At 60.6% G+C, this 17,083-nt stretch carries 15 protein-coding genes; 14 read left to right on the top strand and 1 reads right to left on the bottom strand.

Translation table 11 applies throughout. The annotated features are described in order from the left end of the window. Window positions 1–21: 21 nt before the first annotated feature. Window positions 22–819 (bottom strand): NAD-dependent deacylase, encoded by a 798-nt coding sequence (locus VMH22_06130; protein ID HTW91271.1) that lies wholly within the window; start codon window positions 817–819, stop codon window positions 22–24. 259 nt (window positions 820–1,078) lie between these two features. On the opposite strand from VMH22_06130, the gene VMH22_06125 reads away from it, so the two are divergent. From VMH22_06125 to VMH22_06060, 14 genes are all read left to right on the top strand, one after another. Then, on the top strand, window positions 1,079–1,213 hold the full coding sequence (locus tag VMH22_06125) for a hypothetical protein (GenBank protein ID HTW91270.1): 135 nt from the start codon (window positions 1,079–1,081) through the stop codon (window positions 1,211–1,213). A 208-nt stretch (window positions 1,214–1,421) separates the two neighbouring features. Next, window positions 1,422–1,793 carry a hypothetical protein gene (locus VMH22_06120; GenBank protein HTW91269.1) on the top strand — a complete coding sequence of 124 codons (372 nt, stop codon included), beginning with the start codon at window positions 1,422–1,424 and terminating at the stop codon, window positions 1,791–1,793. Between the two features lie 185 nt (window positions 1,794–1,978). Continuing rightward, on the top strand, window positions 1,979–3,484 hold the full coding sequence (locus tag VMH22_06115) for a bifunctional glycosyltransferase/class I SAM-dependent methyltransferase (GenBank protein HTW91268.1): 1,506 nt from the start codon (window positions 1,979–1,981) through the stop codon (window positions 3,482–3,484). Window positions 3,485–3,603: 119 nt separating this feature from the next. Further along, window positions 3,604–5,277 carry a glycosyltransferase family 39 protein gene (locus tag VMH22_06110; protein ID HTW91267.1) on the top strand — a complete coding sequence of 558 codons (1,674 nt, stop codon included), beginning with the start codon at window positions 3,604–3,606 and terminating at the stop codon, window positions 5,275–5,277. An 89-nt stretch (window positions 5,278–5,366) separates the two neighbouring features. Continuing rightward, entirely contained in the window at window positions 5,367–6,188 is an 822-nt protein-coding gene (gene rfbF / locus VMH22_06105; protein ID HTW91266.1) for a glucose-1-phosphate cytidylyltransferase, read from the top strand. After that, window positions 6,185–7,357: a CDP-glucose 4,6-dehydratase gene (gene rfbG, locus VMH22_06100; GenBank protein ID HTW91265.1), complete on the top strand. Its 1,173-nt coding sequence runs from the start codon at window positions 6,185–6,187 to the stop codon at window positions 7,355–7,357. The genes rfbF and rfbG overlap by 4 nt, the downstream gene beginning before the upstream one ends. Before the next feature lie 20 nt (window positions 7,358–7,377). Further along, window positions 7,378–8,724 (top strand): lipopolysaccharide biosynthesis protein RfbH, encoded by a 1,347-nt coding sequence (gene rfbH / locus VMH22_06095; protein HTW91264.1) that lies wholly within the window; start codon window positions 7,378–7,380, stop codon window positions 8,722–8,724. After that, entirely contained in the window at window positions 8,725–9,432 is a 708-nt protein-coding gene (locus VMH22_06090) for an FAD-dependent oxidoreductase (protein HTW91263.1), read from the top strand. Then, window positions 9,423–10,514, top strand: a complete 1,092-nt coding sequence (locus tag VMH22_06085; GenBank protein ID HTW91262.1) for an NAD-dependent epimerase/dehydratase family protein — start codon at window positions 9,423–9,425, stop codon at window positions 10,512–10,514. The genes VMH22_06090 and VMH22_06085 overlap by 10 nt, the downstream gene beginning before the upstream one ends. Beyond that, entirely contained in the window at window positions 10,481–12,310 is a 1,830-nt protein-coding gene (locus VMH22_06080; GenBank protein ID HTW91261.1) for a thiamine pyrophosphate-binding protein, read from the top strand. Before VMH22_06085 ends, VMH22_06080 begins: the two co-directional genes overlap by 34 nt. Before the next feature lie 123 nt (window positions 12,311–12,433). Continuing rightward, the gene (locus VMH22_06075) at window positions 12,434–13,540 is read left to right on the top strand and encodes a nucleotidyltransferase family protein (protein HTW91260.1); all 1,107 of its coding nucleotides are present in this window, start codon (window positions 12,434–12,436) and stop codon (window positions 13,538–13,540) included. Between the two features lie 46 nt (window positions 13,541–13,586). Then, window positions 13,587–14,564, top strand: a complete 978-nt coding sequence (locus VMH22_06070; GenBank protein HTW91259.1) for an N-acetylneuraminate synthase family protein — start codon at window positions 13,587–13,589, stop codon at window positions 14,562–14,564. Between the two features lie 18 nt (window positions 14,565–14,582). After that, on the top strand, window positions 14,583–15,755 hold the full coding sequence (gene neuC / locus VMH22_06065; protein HTW91258.1) for a UDP-N-acetylglucosamine 2-epimerase: 1,173 nt from the start codon (window positions 14,583–14,585) through the stop codon (window positions 15,753–15,755). 90 nt (window positions 15,756–15,845) lie between these two features. Next, a complete protein-coding gene (locus tag VMH22_06060) occupies window positions 15,846–17,081 on the top strand; it encodes an FkbM family methyltransferase (GenBank protein ID HTW91257.1) in 1,236 nt (411 codons plus the stop codon). Window positions 17,082–17,083: the final 2 nt, after the last annotated feature.

The raw sequence follows: 17,083 nt of genomic DNA, 5'->3' as shown, positions 1-17,083 counted from the left end.
TCTCACATCTGACTTCGCTTGTCATAGCAGTCTCGGCAAGACCTCTCCGGCCTTGCCGCGCAGGTGCACGTCCACGAGCGAGCCGAGTCCCGTGTCGCGCGGGTTCACGTCAACGACCAAGGCCCCGGCCTCGCGCGCCAGCAGCGCCCACTGCACGATGTAACCGAACGTCGCTTCGGTGCCTACGATGAGGCAGAGGTCGATTCCTCCCTCCAGCATGTAGTGAACGATCTGCTCAACTGGTTGCCGGGGCAGTTCCTCACCAAACCAGACAATGTCCGGTCGCATGATTTCGCCGCACATGCACAATGGCGGGTTCTCGGACAGCGGTACTTCTCGGTTCTCGAGTACATTGCCGTCGCGCTCGCAGCGGATCCGCCAAAGTGAACCGTGGATGTGCACGACCTCTTTCGAGCCGGCCTGCTCATGCAAGTCGTCGACGTTCTGGGTCACGATGAACACGCGCCGGCCCGGACGTTGCATCGCGGCCAAGGTCTTGTGCGCCGGGTTGGGCTCGGCCTTTGCCATGTTGACCCGGCGCTCGTCGTACCACTTCCAGACTTTCACCGGGTCGCGCTTGAACGCCTCGTGCGTCGCGTAATCGAGCGGGTTGAACTCCTTCCACAACCCTTTCTCGTCGCGGAAGGTCGGGACCCCGGACTCGGCCGAGATTCCCGCGCCGGTGATGACCATCACATTCTTCGCCTTGGCGAGACGCTCGCGCACCAGCGCGATGCCATTGTCCAGCTCTGGCGCTGCTTCGGCCCCAGCTAGAGAGACCGGGGAAGAAGGTGTCTTGGTTTTTGGGTTTTCGGCCATGGCGCGTCGAGGAGTGATTCTACCCAGCCGCCAAAGTCAGTCAACGAATCGCGCTGCGAACCGCCTCGTGAACCGCAACCGGAGACGCGGTCAGAGTCGCCGTGAGAGTCGCACTGCGGGTGACGGCGCAAATCCCCGTCCAAGTCGCACTCCAATCCCGTCTGCCTGTGGCCTCAGAAGTCATGCCGACAATCGCCGCGACAGCCCCTCCGGTTTTCGAGCCGGGAGTCGGCGTCGAAATTGCCGTCCGACTGCCCGCATGAATCGCGGTCCGAACCACTCCGAGAACCGTTCCCGGGACGGTTCCCGGGGTGGTTCGCAGGGCGTCATCTTCGACCAGTTTCAAATGGACAATCGTACTAACACGCAGTCCTACAACGAGTTACAGGTATGACCTGTTACGGGAAGATAAAGATTCTTGAGCAAATCGGTCTCTGGCGGACACATAACTATATGAAGGGCCACACTCGAACGGTGCGGCTCGGCCGGAAGACAAAGATCTCTTCACAGGTTGTGCCTTCTGGCGAGTATGGCCATAGGAGGGCCGGTACCGAACCGGCCCCGATTGTGAGTGAATGACCGTAAACAGTAAAGGAGTTCCTATGTTTGACCCGAATCAGCGACTGATGAACTGGCAGATAAAGACCGATACCGGCAGGGTGAAGCAGATACTCGATGACCTAAGGCCGGACATGCTCAAACACTACGAGGCGGCGGTGGCCAGCCTCTGCGAGATGGAGACAAAGGCACGGCAGACGCTTAATGCGGCTGGAGTACACACCATCATGTACGTGCCGTACATTAACTATGCACGGCAGCTCTATAAGCTCTCGCGGCAGCAGGGTATTTCCGGGGAGAGTTTTGCGCTCGTGGCCCAGGTCCTGCTTGACAAATGGGCGAACCGCGGCTTGAACCCGGTCGTCCTGGCGCGCATCCGTACTGAAGTCTTCGATATCGTCGCTACCGCGCCATAGGCTCCGAGCCACCCGTGCCGTGATTGCTGTGTGCTGATTGCATTATCACCGGTCGCCGCCCGTCTTGCCCAGGAGCAGGACTACGTCCGGCGCCACGGTTCGGACCGAAAACGAATCCGCACCCGATACGCCTTGCGCTGAGATATTGACTGACTTGAGGAAATGACTAGACTTCGCAAACTAGCATGGAAGTCGCTGCGCAGCCTCCAGTTCGCCCACGGCTCCTGATACTGGTTGTTGCCTACTACGCCGAATCCACGCTCAGTTCGGTCCTCGAACGCATCCCAAGCCAGGTTCACCGGGATTACGACTGCGAGGTCCTTGTCATTGATGACGGGTCCGACGACCGGACGCTTGCCGTTGGTGACGACTACCGGCGGGGCCATCCCGAGCTCAATGTCACAGTCCTCCGCAACAGCTACAACCAGGGCTACGGCGGCAACCAGAAGGTCGGTTACCGTTATGCGATTAGCGGGGGCTTCGACCTCGTCGCCGTCCTTCACGGCGACGGGCAGTATGCGCCCGAAGCTCTGCCCGGTCTGCTGCAGCCGTTTCGCGAGGCACGGGCGGACGCGGTCTTCGGCAGTCGGATGATGCCGCCGCGGGCCGCACTTAAGGGAGGGATGCCGCTCTACAAGTTTGCCGGAAACCGGATCCTGACCTGGCTTGAGAACCGACTGCTTCGTACTCATCTGTCGGAATTCCACAGCGGCTATCGTATCTACTCGGTTCCGATGCTGGCGAAGCTGCCGTTCCTGCTAAACACGAACGACTTCCACTTCGACACCGAGATCATCATCCAACTGGTGAATTCCGGCGCACGGATAGTCGAGTTGCCGATACCAACCTACTACGGGGATGAAATCTGCCGGGTCAACGGCATTCGCTATGCGGGCAACGTGTTGATGGCCGTCCTGCGCAATGCAGCGCATCGGTCCGGCATCTTCTACGAGCGCCGCTTCGACTGCACCGGAGACGGCAATACCCGCTACGACTTGAAACTGGGATACCCGAGCAGCCACAGCTACGCGTTGCAGGCGGTTCCGACCGGAGTTTCGGTTCTCGATCTTGGCGGGGGGCCGGGTGGAATGGCGCGAGAGCTGGCGAACAAGGGATGCATGGTAGCGGTCGTCGACCGGTTCGAGCCGCCGGAGCGACTGCCCGGAATCGAATTCCACGTTCAGGATCTGGATTGTCCGCTGGATATCGATGCCCGTCGATTCCGCTACATCCTGATGCTCGATATCATCGAGCACCTGCGGCATCCGGAGCTGTTTCTGGACCGGCTCCGCAGCCAGTTTGACTACGCACCGCGAACGATCATTCTCACGGCCCCGAATGTCGCCTTCTTCGCCCAACGGATCATGCTTCTCTTCGGCCAGTTCAACTACGGCTCGGCCGGCATCCTCGACCGGACCCACTGCCGCCTGTACACGTTCCGTGGTGTTCGGCATCTACTGCGCGACGCCGGATTCCGGATCAGAACGATCCGCGGAATACCGGGGCCGTTTCCCAAGGCACTGGGTGACGGGTGGTTCAGCCGTTTCCTGCTGGGTGTCAATCTGGCCATGATCCGCGTCAGCAAAACGCTCTTTTCCTATCAAGTGTTCGTAGTCGCCGACGGTACGCCCGACGTCGACTTCGTGCTGGCCGATGCCCGGCACCGGAGTGAAGTGCGAGACGGTGCTTGATTCAGCGGCGATCGGCACGCGGGCAGCGTTGGCGATGAATTACGGTCGTGCTGCTGTGATCTGCTTCGCCCAGAGCGTGGGATCCTGACGAGATGCCGGGTCAACGCGTCGGCGCCGACATGGGGTACCGAGGTTCTTCGGACGGCAGTCTCGTGTCTTCAATCAGCGACTGGGTCGAACGGCACATGGCCATGGCCGTGCTGGTCGTTGTCGCACTCGGTTTTGTGCTCAGGCTTGTGTGCGCAACCAAGCAGTATTTCAACCCGGATGAGGCATTGCACTACCTGATTGCCAATCAGGCCGGTCTGGATCAGGTCTACAGAGCCAGCCTGACTACCGCCCATCCGCCGCTCTTCTTTATGCTGCTCTACTTCTGGCGGTTCCTTGGCAATTCCGAGCTGGTCCTGCGCCTCATCTCGGTACTTGCCGGGACTGCCGGTCTCTGGGTCGGGTTCAACTGGCTCGCCTATCGGTCCGGCACGACAACCGGCCTGGTCGGCCTGCTCCTGCTGGCGTTCAACCCGACCATGATTTCAATGTCAGCTGAGGTCCGCGGTTACGCTACGCTCCTGCTGACCATGATGCTTGCTCTCTACTACCTGGAGCGGGCTCTCCGCGAGAAGTCAAGGTGGATGCTGCTCTGGTTCGGCGTGGCTGCGTTAGTAGCGAACCTGATACACTATTCTGCCGTGTGGTTCACGATTGCGGTCGGGCTGTACGCACTGGTCCGCATCGTGCGCGAACGTCTGCCCGGCAGATGGGTCGGGGCTTGGGTCGCGATTCAGGCCGGCATCGCTGCGCTCTTGATTGTCTTGTACCTGACCCACGTCAGGACCATACACGGCAGCGGGATGGAGCGATATGCCCGGGATGGTTGGCTGCAGGAGTTCTACTTCCATCCAGGACGCGACAAAGTCCTGCCGTTTCTCGCGCGGAATCTCAGTTGGCTGTTCACGTATCTGTTTTGGTCCCGCGTTCCAGGGCTGGTGGCACTGGGTTTGTTCTTGGCCGGCGTGGTGACACTGTTCGTGCCCTATCGGAGAAAACCTGACACCTCGACACGCAATCAAGACCGGCGCTGGGTCGAAGACTCGAGCTTCGGCGTCCTGATAGTCGCGGCGTTCGTGGTCAACGCCCTGGCCGCACTCGCCGGGCTTTACGCGTTCGGGTACGATCGCCACGACGTCTTTCTCGGCCTGTTCGCGGTCGCTGGTGTCAGCTCTTTGTTCGGCCGCATGGCTGGACGACGCTCGGGCGCTGTCCTGCTTGCGTTCGCAGTCATCGTGCCCATGGTCAAGAGTACTAGCGCGAGCGCTGTATGGGACTACAAGCCGGAAGAACAGAGTAGAGCGGCCATGGGCGCAGCGATCAGGTACATCAAGGACTCGATTCCCCGGGCCAGCATTCTGTTTGTTGATTGCCAGACAGCAGACCTGCTCGGCTACTACTTGGGTCGTGACCAGATCGATAGCCTGACTGTGGTCCTGCAACGCGATTGTGAGAGCAAAGACCAGTTTCCTTCTCATGCCTCGGTGTCCGACGAGAAGTTCACTGAGTTGTCCTACGGCGGCTATCGCGTATTCGCCACCCCGCTGTGTGACTTCGTGCCACTCGATTTCTGCGCCGAGCTGGAAGCGATGAAGCAGCGCTACGGACTCGGACCGACGGTACCGGTCTGGGGCGTGGGTTGGAAATCGCAGCACTACTCTGATTCCTTGCTGTTCGATCACGCGCATGCCTTTCTTCGGTATCGTGCATTTGACCCCAGCCTGTCAGTTTTTCAGGTTCAGTAACGCCTATGGCGAATTGATCAGATGATCGGATGGTCGCGGGACGCTGCGTCATGTTTGACGCTGGCAGCTTGACGGCTATACTCCACACTGTGAGAAGCGCCAATCGCAGGTCGCCAATCGCAAGTCGCCATTCACCCAAGCCCAAGGTCGTTATCCTCTGCGGCGGACTCGGTACGCGGCTCTCTGAAGAGACCGCGGTCAGGCCCAAGCCGATGGTGGAAATCGGCGGACAGCCAATCCTCTGGCACATCATGAAGATATTCTCAGCCGGCGGGTTCAACGAGTTCGTGCTGGCGCTGGGCTACAAAGGCGAGGTCATCAAGGACTATTTCGTCAACTATCGCTACCGCTCTCGCAGCCTGACCGTGCGCCTGCCATCCGGCGAAATCGACGTTCACACCGAGGACGGCGACAACTGGACCGTTCATCTACTCGACACCGGTCCTGACACAAATACCGGCGGTCGCATCCGGCGAGCAGCAGGATTCATCGGGCGGGATACGTTTCTGCTGACCTACGGCGACGGAGTAGCGGACATCGACGCGCGGCGTTTGCTTGAGTACCACCGCAGCCACCGCAGCCTGGTCACGGTCACCGCCGTCCGGCCGCCGGCACGCTTCGGCGGCATCGTTTTCGATGGGGACAGCGTTTCCCGCTTCGCCGAGAAGCCGCAGGTCGGTGAGGGCTGGATAAACGGCGGGTTCTTTGTGGTGGAGCCGGAAGCCGTCGACTACATCAAGGACGATTCGACGCTCTGGGAGGGCGAACCGATGGAGCGGCTGGCCGGCAATGGCCAACTCGTCGCCTACCGCCACGAAGGCTTCTGGCAGTGCATGGACACCCTGCGTGACGTTCGTAACCTCGAAAGCCTCTGGCAGTCGGGCAAGGCAGCCTGGAAGGTGTGGAAATGAAACCCGCGGCCCCAGGTCAAAAGCCAAAAGCCGAGGGCGCAGCACCAATCGCCAATCGCCAATCGCCAATCGCCAATTCTTCGTTCTGGCATGACCGCTCGGTTCTCGTCACCGGCCATACCGGCTTTAAGGGGTCATGGCTTGCACTCTGGCTTGCCGAGCTTGGAGCGCGTGTGACCGGCTACTCGCTGGCTCCGCCGACCCAACCCAGCAACTTCGAAGCTACACGTCTGGGAGAGTCACTGGCCGGTCACTACGAGGCAGATATCAGAGACGGCGCGAGACTGTCCGCGGCACTGGCTGCCTGCCGGCCCGACGTGGTCTTTCATCTTGCGGCCCAGGCGTTGGTGCGGACCGGCCACGACATTCCGCGCGAGACCTTCGAGGTCAACGTCATCGGCATTGCCAGCCTGCTGGACGCAGTGCGGGAGCTCAAGCGGCCCTGCGTAGTCGTCGTGATTACCAGTGACAAGTGCTACGAGAACCGCGAGCAGGTGTGGGGCTACCGTGAAAACGACCCGATGGGCGGCTATGACCCCTACAGCGCCAGCAAAGGCGCGGCCGAACTGCTGGTTGCGTCCTACCGTCGTTCGTTCTTCAATTCCGACCGGCTCGCTCAGCATGGGGTGCGGCTCGCATCGGCCCGGGCCGGCAACGTCATCGGCGGCGGCGACTGGGGTAAGGACCGGATCATGACCGACATGGTCCTGAGTCTGAGTAAGCGGCAGCCGGTTCCGGTTCGGAACCCCGGGTCGGTACGCCCCTGGCAGCACGTACTTGAGCCGCTGAGCGGCTATCTAGCGCTGGCTTCAGCGATGCTGTCGAGTGAAGACCCGAAGTGGTGCGGGGCATGGAATTTCGGGCCAAGGCCCGACGACGAGGCCACGGTCAAAGACCTGGTCGAGCGGTTCTGCACCGCATGGGGAGGCGGCAAGTGGCGGGATGCAAGTGACCCGACCCAGCCTCACGAAGCCGGCGTTCTGCGGCTGAGCATCGACAAGGCGGTCCGCGAACTGGGCTGGCGTCCGCGTTGGAATCTGGAACAGGCAATCAATCATTCCGTAACCTGGTACAGGAGCTATTATCGTGACCCGACCGGCTCCATGTATGACGCCTGCCGCAAAGACATCGCCGACTACGAGGCGGTTCGACCTGCTGTCAGTACGTAGCGCCGTTGTTGCGTTCCGGCGTGGAGAATAAGACGTCAAGCGCCGCGAACAACGCACCGGCCGAACTCCGGCAGCAGATACTGGCACTCGTACGTGACTACTACGAAGCCGAGTTCGCGGGAAGGACATTCGACCCCGAGAAGGACATGGTGCACTACGCGGGCCGGGTTTTTGACGCTGAAGAACTGCGTTACCTCGTGGATGCAAGCCTTGACTTCTACCTGACCACGGGCCGTTACGCCGAGCGGTTTGAGACCTCTCTTGCCGAGTACCTCGGGCTTGCCAACGCGGTGCTGGTCAACTCCGGGTCTTCAGCGAACCTGGTCGCCCTGACCGCGCTGACCTCCCCAAAGCTCGGCGACCGCAGACTGAAGCCCGGTGATGAAGTCGTAACCGTCGCCGCCGGGTTCCCGACCACGGTCGCGCCGATAGTTCAGAACCGGCTCGTCCCGGTTTTTGTTGACGTCAACCTCGGCGATTACACCGCGAATCCTGAGGCTCTGCAACAGGCGGTTGGCCCCAGGACCCGCGCGATAATGATGGCACACGCGCTGGGCGTTCCTTTCGACCTTGATACGACGATGGACCTCGTGCGCAAGCACGATCTCTGGCTGATTGAAGACAACTGCGACGCCCTTGGTTCAAGGTGGCATGGGAAGCTGACCGGCACATTCGGCCACCTCTCGACATGTTCATTCTATCCGGCGCATCATATCACAATGGGTGAGGGCGGGTGTGTGATGACCGATCGCGAAGAACTGGCGCAGATCGCGCGTTCAATCCGCGACTGGGGAAGGGACTGCTACTGCGCGGGCGGCGAGAGCAATACCTGTGGCAAGCGTTTCAGCCAGCAGTTCGGCAGCCTGCCGCCGGGCTATGACCACAAATACGTCTACAGCCACCTGGGCTACAATCTCAAGCCGACTGACCTGCAGGCGGCGATTGGCTGCGCCCAACTGGCCAAGCTGGATGGATTCATCGCCCGCCGCAAGCAGAACTATGCCCGGCTGACCGAGATGCTCGTTCCATACGAAGATAGGTTGATGCTGCCAAAGGCGCTGTCCGGTTCCGACCCATCGTGGTTCTGCTTCGTCATCACCGTTCGCCCGAACGCCGGGTTCACGCGCAATGAACTCACCCGGTTCCTTGAATCCCGCCGTATCGAAACCCGCAACCTCTTCAGCGGCAATCTGCTGCGCCACCCTGCGTTCGCCGCCATTGACCACCGGGTGGTCGGCGGACTGGAAAACACCGAGACAATAACGTCAGGCACTTTCTTCGTCGGCCTCTATCCGGGAATCGGCGAACCCGAACTGGGCGCAATCGAGGACGCGTTTCGCCGTTTCATGGCCGGGGAGAGGATCTAGATGGCGCTGGTCCAGAAACTCCCGTGCCGGGTTCAAACACTAACCGCGCACGCGGACCACGTCTACACGCTTGAGCTCGTTCCGCACGCCGGGTACCGGATACCGCGGTTCCTGCCCGGCCAGTTCCTCCACCTCGCGCTCGACGACTGGGACCCGACCCGGTTCTGGCCAGAATCGCGCGTCTTCTCCATCGCCAACTCGCCGGAGGAGAGCGGGTTGCTGCGTATCACCTACTCAGTCCGCGGCCGATACACATCGAGGATGGAAAAGGAACTGACGTGCGGTATGGACGTCTGGGTCAAGCTTCCATACGGCGATTTCGTGATTGACTCGACGCACGCGGCGGCCCTGTTTGCCGGCGGTACGGGCATAACCGCCTTCACGGCTTTCCTGTCCTGCGCGGCATTTGCCCGGCCGGTGCTGCTGGCCTACGGAGCCCGCCGCTCTGAACTCCTGCTCTATCGCGAGCTGCTGGAACGACGCGCCTCATCCACGGCGCTACTTCGCGCGGAGTTCTTCAGCGAAACTCCGGCACCGGGCACAACCACCGGCCGTGTCTCAGTCGACGTGGTGTGGCCCGAGTGGGAGCAGCGGGACAAATGCGTCTGCTATCTCTCCGGCCCACCCGCAATGCTCAAGACCCTCACGGCTGAGCTGTCCAGCGTGGGAGTGGCCAGTGACAGAATCAGGACCGACGCATGGGAGTGAAACCTCTGCCGCCGCTTGACCGCACCGACCTCGACCATGTCATGGACAAGACCGCCGGACTCTGGGATGAACTGCACGGCAAACGGCTCTTTATCACAGGCGGCACCGGGTTCTTCGGCTGCTGGTTGCTCGAATCCTTCATCGCGGCGAACGACCGGCTCGGCCTGGACGCCCGGGTTACCGTGCTTTCCCGCGATCCGGTCGCATTCCAGGAAAAGATGCCCCACGTCGCCAGGCACGAGTCAGTCAGCCTGGCAGCGGGTGACATGTGCACGCGCGACCTGAAGGGGGAGAGGTTCGACTACGTAATCCATGCCGCGGTTGAGTCTTTCGTCCCCGGCCCCTCGTCCCTCATTCCTAACCCCTCTTCGTCTGACCCGCTCTCAGTGTTCGAAAAGAACGTTGCGGGCACGAGGAACATGCTCGAACTGGCTCGCCGTTGGGGGGCACGCCGGTTCCTGCTTGTCAGCTCCGGCGCGGTCTACGGACGGCAGCCCGTAGACATGACCCACGTAGGCGAGGAGTATGCGGGAGCGCCCGACTCGCTTGACCCGCTCACAACTTACGGCCAGGCAAAGCGCGTGTCGGAATTCATTTGCGCCGCCCACGGCGATAGACAAGGAGTTGGGGTTGTCGTGGCTCGATGTTTTGCTTTTGTCGGTCCGCATCTTCCTCTTGATGCCAACTTCGCCGCGGGCAACTTCATCCGGGATGCCCTACACGGTGGTCCGATTCAGGTCAACGGCGACGGAACGTCAAGGCGTTCATACCTGTACGCCGCCGACCTAGCCATATGGCTTTGGACAATCCTGATAAGGGGACAATCGGGACGGGCCTACAACGTCGGCTCTGACGTTGACCTATCCGTCTTTGATCTGGCGCATCTGGTGAGGAAGGTCGTGTCGCCGAGGTCGGAAGTCCGGGTCGCGCTGACGCCGGCGCCGGGGAAACCGGCCGAACGCTACGTCCCTTCAATCCGTCGCGCTCGCGCCGAACTTGGTCTCAACGTCTTCGTATCACTTCCAGATGCCATCGCCCGCACCGCCGCGTGGCGCGGACTAACCCCAACCCAACCGGCATGAAGCTCTCCGACTACGTCGTCCAGTTCCTCGTGGACCACGGCATCCATGATATCTTCCTCGTGTCGGGTGGTGGCATCATGCACCTGCTCGATTCGGTCGGGCGCAATCCGAGTATGCACTATTACTGCAACCACCACGAACAGGCCTGTGCGATCAGCGCAGAGGCCTACGCTCGGTCCACGAACCACGTAGGGGCATGTCTTGTCACGACTGGTCCGGGAGGTGCCAACGCGCTCTCGGGCGTCGCGGGCGCGTGGGTGGATTCGATTCCTGTGCTCGTGATTTCGGGCCAAGTCAGAACGGACCTCATGGCCGATTACTCCAAGTTGCGTTCATTCGGTCCACAAGAGGGTAACATAGTCGCGATGGCTCGGTCGGTGACGAAGTATGCCAGAACGATCAGGGATCCTAAGACAATAAGGCAGGAGTTGGAACTCGCACTGATTACCGCGACCAGCGGCCGCCCGGGACCAGTCTGGCTCGATATCCCGCTGGATGTACAAGGCAGCCGTATTGATGAGGCCGGTCTGGTACCCCATGGGCCTCTTCTAGCCAGCACGAACGGCGAACAACGAGTACGGGGTTTATCCCGCGATGTGAGCCTAGTAGTCGAGGCACTCCAAGCGGCCCGGCGGCCGATCTTCGTCGCCGGAAACGGGATTCACCTTTCCGGATCCGAGGACCTGCTGTTGCGTCTGCTCGAACAGTTGCCTGTGCCAGTCGTTGTATCCCATGCAGCGAAGGACTTGGTTCCTGAGGATCATCCACGGTACGCCGGCGTGTTCGGTCCGGCCGGCCAGCGCCGCGCAAACTTCGCCGTGCAGTGTTCCGACTGCCTGATCAGTCTCGCCGGCGGGCTCTGCGTCAGCAAGACCGGATTCGACTACCGGGGATTCGCATCCCGAGCGCGGAAGATCATTGTTGACATTGACGAGGGACAGCTACTTCATCAGGCGATCAAACCCGACCTGGCAATTCAAGCCGACATCCGGGCTTTTCTTGCCGAGCTTCTGCACCAGACCACCGGCATCGCCCTCCGGCCAAGAACCCGGTGGCTTGACGCCATCGCTGCCTGGAGGCAGCGTTTCCCGCTCATCCTGGATGACTACGATGGCGATCGGGAGCATGTCAACAGCTACGTCTTCATGGACAAGCTGTCGGATTTGCTTGCGCCCAGCGACGTGGTCGTAGCCGGCGCTGGCGTTGAGGCGGCCAGCTACTGGCAGGCGTTCAAGGTCAAGCGCGGCCAACGAACAATGATCAACGGGAATTGGGGTGCGATGGGGTGGGATCTGCCTGCTGCCGTGGGCGCGTGCGTCGGTTCAGGTAGGCGACGCACCATCTGCGTTACAGGCGACGGCAGCATTCAGATGAACGTGCAGGAGTTGCAGACAATCAGGCACTACTCGCTCCCCATCAAGACGTTCGTGTTCAACAACCGCGGCTACACCTGTATCCGCACTACGCAGAACTCGCTCTTTGATGGGCGTTTCGTGGGCGCCGACCCCGAGTCTGGAGTTGATAACCCGGATTTCGCACTCATTGCCCGTGCCTACGGCCTCGATTACCAGCACATACTCAACAACGGTGAGATGATTGGGAAGGTGCGGCAGTTCCTGAGTACTCCCGGCCCATCGCTCTGCGAGGTGAACCTCTCGGAACAGCAAGGGATAACTCCAAAGGCGTCCACATTCAAGCATCCCGACGGCACTTTGGAATCGCGGCCCCTCGAGGATATGTCTCCCTTCCTTCCGCGCGAGGAGCTGAGCGATAACCTCAGAATCTCCGATGATTGAGTTTCCGGAGTACGATGCCCGGTGGTCGGCTCGCAAAGACCCAAACCACCTGTCACCTTGCTGGCACCATTGTCAGGCATCAGGCCTCGGGTATACTGATTGTGCGTGTCCCGCGTACCGACTATGAGATCTGACGTCGATCGACTGTTCGTCCGGCTTGACACTCCGATTCACGAAGTCGTTAAGTGCATTGACCGAAGCGGACGTCTGAGTATTGCCCTATTGGTTGATGACAATGGCCGTCTGCTCTACACACTGACCGACGGCGACATTCGCCGAGGTATTCTCGCCGGCGTGGCGATGAACGCGCCCGCCGAGCGACTGCTCTCCAGCAAGGCCAAGATGCCACACTATGCTCCGGTGACCGCTTCGGTCGGCACCAAGCCTGACGCACTGCTCGCGCTAATGCGGGAGAAGGCGGTTCGCCACGTTCCGCTGGTTGATGCGGAAGGCCGGCCGACGGAAGTCGTCATCCTCGCCGACCTGCTAGAGCCGGGCGCTCGGCCCTTGCAGGCGGTCGTAATGGCCGGCGGATTTGGCGCCCGATTGCGGCCATTGACCGAGGACGTGCCCAAGCCGATGCTGCCGGTCGGGGGCAAGCCGGTGATGGAGCACATCATCAACCGGTTGGAGAAGGGCGGTGTGCGCAAGATTCACGTCATGACCCATTACAAACCGGAGAAGATCATCGAGCACTTCGGCGACGGGCGCAAGTTCGGGGTCGAACTCAGCTACCTGGACGAGGAGCAGCCGCTCGGAACAGCGGGCGCACTCGGAACAATGCCTCGGCCGACCGAGACGGTGCTTGTCATCAATGGCGATATCCTGACCGACGTCAGCTTCGATGCAATGCTCGACTACCACCGAGAGACAGAAGCCGAACTCACAATGGCGGTCCGCCACTACGACATAGCGGTCCCCTATGGTGTTGTCGAGTGCAAAGGACCTTTGGTGCAAGCATTGTCGGAGAAGCCGAAGCTCAGTCTCTTCGTAAATGCAGGCATCTATTTGATCGAGCCCACGGTATACCAGCACATTCCCGTGGGCGAACGACTGGACATGACTGACTTGATACAGCGACTGCTGGACATGGGGCATCGGGTGGCAAGTTTCCCGGTAGTCGAGTATTGGCTGGACATAGGTCGTCATGACGACTACTTGCAGGCGCAGCGCTACGAGGGACGCAACACAGAGACTGCGACCAACCAGGGAGAAGTAGATCATCCCTAGCATACGAATTGGCCATCGTGACATCGGACCCGAATACGTACCACTCGTGGTCGCAGAGATCGGTATCAACCACGAGGGAATAATGGACCGTGCGTTCCAGATGGTGGACGACGCTGCCGTTGCGGGATGCGAGTGCGTCAAGTTCCAGTCCCATGTCATTGAAGACGAAATGATTCCGAACGAAGTGATTCCCGGCAATGCCACCGAGAGCATTTGGGACATCATGACCCGCTGTGCGTTTTCCGAGGATCAGGAGCGGGAGCTCAAACGGCATGTGGAGAGCAAAGGGATGCTCTACCTCTGTACGCCCTTCTCCCGCGCCGCAGCCGTGCGACTCGAACGCATGGGCGTAGCTGCCTACAAGATCGGTTCCGGCGAATGCAACAATTACCCTCTTATCAAGCAGATTGCCGCTTACGATAAGCCGGTCATATTGAGCACCGGGATGAACGACCTGAACTCGATAGGGCCCGCGGTCGAGATTCTGCGGGCCGCGCATGTGGGATTCGCCCTGCTTCACTGTACGTCGATGTACCCGACGCCCTACGAGAAAGTGCGGCTGGGAGCGCTGAACGAGCTCGCCGCGACTTTTCCGGACGCAGTGGTTGGGTTGAGCGATCACTCCCTGGGCAACTACACGTCGTTTGCGGCAGCGGCGCTCGGGGCGAGCATTCTGGAAAAACACTTCACTTCCGACAAGACCTGGCCGGGTCCAGATGTCCCCATATCAATTGACCCTTCCGAACTCGGCGATCTAATACGCGGCTCGATGGCAATCCATCAGTCTTTGGGCGGGACCAAGCGCATATTGCCCGAAGAGCAAGCGACAATCGACTTCGCATATGCTTGCGTTGTAGCGACTCGCGACATAGAGCCGGGTGAATCACTTGCAGGAGATAACATCTGGGTCAAGCGACCGGGCACCGGTGAGATCAAAGCCGTCCACTACGAGGAACTCCTCGGTCGGACGGCGCACATCAGGATTGCGAAGAACAGCCAGTTGCGTTGGAGTGATGTTCAGTAGCCGAATTGGACACGCTGGATGAAGCGCCGAGTCGCCATCTATACCGGCAACCGGTCGGACTACGGCTTGCTCCACCCGGTCATCTCGGCAATCGCAGCCCGGCCGGAGCTCAAGTATTATCTGATTGTATCCGGCGCGCACCTCAAAACCCAGTTCGGTCGGACCATCAGCGAGATACGAGGCGATGGATTCCTGGTATACGCAAGAGCTGCTGTCAGCACGTCAGGCGACTCTCTGCCCGCGACGGCTCGGGCGGTTGGTAAGGGCATACTGGCTCTGGTTCCCATTCTGGACCGGCTCCGTCCCCACTTCCTTCTTGTCCACGGCGATCGCTTTGAAACGTTAGCAGCGGTGATTGCTGGCAGTCAGCTGGGCATCCCCATCGCCCACATCGAAGGGGGCGACTATACCGAAGGCGGAGCGCTCGACGATTCGGTGCGTCATGCGATCACCAAGTTGGCCCACCTTCATTTCACGACCAATCGACAGGCGGCCGAACGCGTCCGGCGTCTGGGCGAAGAGCCTTGGCGGATCCACACAGTGGGTCTCCCTTCACTCGACCTGATAGCAGCTGGTTCCTTCGCACCGCCGGCCGAAGTCTTCCGACGTCTGTCGCTGAGTCCATCACGACCGGTTCTGGTCTTCACGCAGCACTCAGTCGCCACCCAGTTCGATCGCGGACGGGCGCAGGTCCGCCCTTCCCTCGCTGCCCTGTCCGATGCCGTCCGCGCTTGGGACTGTCAGGTTGTCATTACCTATCCCAACGACGACGCCGGGGGCCGAAGGATGCTTGCTGAGATGCGGCGTTTCGCAGCCGACCACCCGTCGGCGGTACGCCTCATACCCAGCTTGGGGCGCCATCTCTATCATGGGGTTCTAAATGTTGCCGCCGCCTGCGTCGGCAATTCCTCCAGCGGTATCAAGGAGACGCCAGCTTTCCGCTGTGCCTGCGTCAACATCGGCAGTCGGCAGCAGGGACGGCTGCGAAGCAGCAACATTCTTGACGTCGACTACAACCGGGAGCAGATCCGAAAAGCCGTCGAGCGCTGTCTCCATGACCGACGCTTTCTTGCGCGAGTCCGGACCTGCCGGAATCCGTATGGCCAGGGCCAAGCCGGCCGATGCATCGCCGAAGTGCTCGCGAGCGTCCCGCTTGAGGCCGGACTGGTGCAAAAACGGATGACATTCTAGCAGGAGACTATCATGCGACACCATAGTCATCGCGTCAACCGGCGGTTAGCGGCGTGACTTCTGACGGCATGACGCATCGGCGGCACCGACATGAGTGAACTACTCTCCGCCGAACTCGATGCGCTGCTGGCGAGGGACCCTGACGCAGTCCGTCAATGGGAGCAGTCCGTGTTTGATGAGTTGACTGCACCCTTTGGCAATGCCCTCGTAGTCTTCGGTGCGGGTGGCCTCGGGCGCAAGACCGTGGCCGGCCTGCGCCGGAGGGGGATTGAGCCGCTGGCCCTAGCCGATAGCAATCCGGCACTGTGGGGTTCAACGATCGACGGTGTTGCGGTACTGCCACCGGCCGAAGCCGCGCGGCGGTTTCGGGAGCGTGCGACCTTCGTGATTGCCATCTGGACTGGTGAGGCGACCGACACCATGGTCGATCGCAAGCAGCAGTTGATGAATCTAGGTTGTACCAGCGTGGTCCCTTTCGTACCGCTTTTCTGGAAGTACCCCGATGAATTCCTGCCTCACTTCATGTGGGAGCTGCCGCACCGTGTGATCGAACAAGCGGACCTTGTCCGCAAGGCCTACGGGTTGTTGGCAGACGATGTCTCGCGCCGGGAGTACATATCTCATCTCCGACTGCGCATGCTTTCCGACTTTGACGGTCTGGCGGCACCAACTGCCGAGCGGATCTACTTTCCTCACGATTTGGTGGTCCTGTCCGATCGCGAAGTACTGGCTGATTGCGGCGCATTTGACGGGGACACAATCCGGGAATTTCTGGAAATCGCAGGTGATTCATTCAGTCGGATAGTAGCGTTCGAGCCAGATCCCCTCAATTTCCCGCGACTCCGCGACTATGTCCTGAGTCTTCCGGCAGCGACGCAGAGACGAATCGCGCTGTTTCCCAAGGCGGTTGGCTCTCGAGAAGAAACCGTCCGGTTCCTCACGCTGGGAACCGCCGGTTCCGCGGTGAGCGCAGAAGGTACTGCCGACGTAGACGTGATGCCGCTGGATTCGCTCCCATCCGATATCCAACCGACGTTCATCAAGATCGACATCGAGGGTACCGAGCTGGAGGCCATTCGCGGCGCGGCGTGGCTAGTCGAGCACGCGCGTCCGCTTTTAGCAGTCTGTGCATACCACAAATACGATCACCTTTGGCAGATACCGCTCTTGATACACTCCTATTCGTCCGACTACCGCTTCAGTCTGAAGACGCATCTTGTGGATGGCTGGGACTTGGTCTGTTACGCGGTGCCGACGGCGCGGCGCAGGGATAGCATCACCAGTCGCGTAGTCGCGTTATCCGAAGGACAGCGGCAGAGCGGATAGCG

This window comes from bacterium (assembly GCA_035505375.1).
Lineage (GTDB): Bacteria > Hydrothermota > Tepidihabitantia > Tepidihabitantales > Tepidihabitantaceae > UBA2258.
This window is presented reverse-complemented; position numbering and strand designations above follow the sequence as displayed.

Excerpts from the sequence above, each read along its gene's own strand:
- VMH22_06130 (HTW91271.1), bottom strand. The coding sequence starts at position 819 with ATGGCCGAAAACCCAAAAACCAAGACACCTTCTTCCCCGGTCTCTCTA.
- VMH22_06125 (HTW91270.1), top strand. The coding sequence starts at position 1,079 with ATGAATCGCGGTCCGAACCACTCCGAGAACCGTTCCCGGGACGGTTCC.
- VMH22_06120 (HTW91269.1), top strand. The coding sequence starts at position 1,422 with ATGTTTGACCCGAATCAGCGACTGATGAACTGGCAGATAAAGACCGAT.
- VMH22_06115 (HTW91268.1), top strand. The coding sequence starts at position 1,979 with ATGGAAGTCGCTGCGCAGCCTCCAGTTCGCCCACGGCTCCTGATACTG.
- VMH22_06110 (HTW91267.1), top strand. The coding sequence starts at position 3,604 with ATGGGGTACCGAGGTTCTTCGGACGGCAGTCTCGTGTCTTCAATCAGC.
- rfbG (HTW91265.1), top strand. The coding sequence starts at position 6,185 with ATGAAACCCGCGGCCCCAGGTCAAAAGCCAAAAGCCGAGGGCGCAGCA.
- VMH22_06090 (HTW91263.1), top strand. The coding sequence starts at position 8,725 with ATGGCGCTGGTCCAGAAACTCCCGTGCCGGGTTCAAACACTAACCGCG.
- VMH22_06085 (HTW91262.1), top strand. The coding sequence starts at position 9,423 with ATGGGAGTGAAACCTCTGCCGCCGCTTGACCGCACCGACCTCGACCAT.
- VMH22_06075 (HTW91260.1), top strand. The coding sequence starts at position 12,434 with ATGAGATCTGACGTCGATCGACTGTTCGTCCGGCTTGACACTCCGATT.
- neuC (HTW91258.1), top strand. The coding sequence starts at position 14,583 with ATGAAGCGCCGAGTCGCCATCTATACCGGCAACCGGTCGGACTACGGC.
- VMH22_06060 (HTW91257.1), top strand. The coding sequence starts at position 15,846 with ATGAGTGAACTACTCTCCGCCGAACTCGATGCGCTGCTGGCGAGGGAC.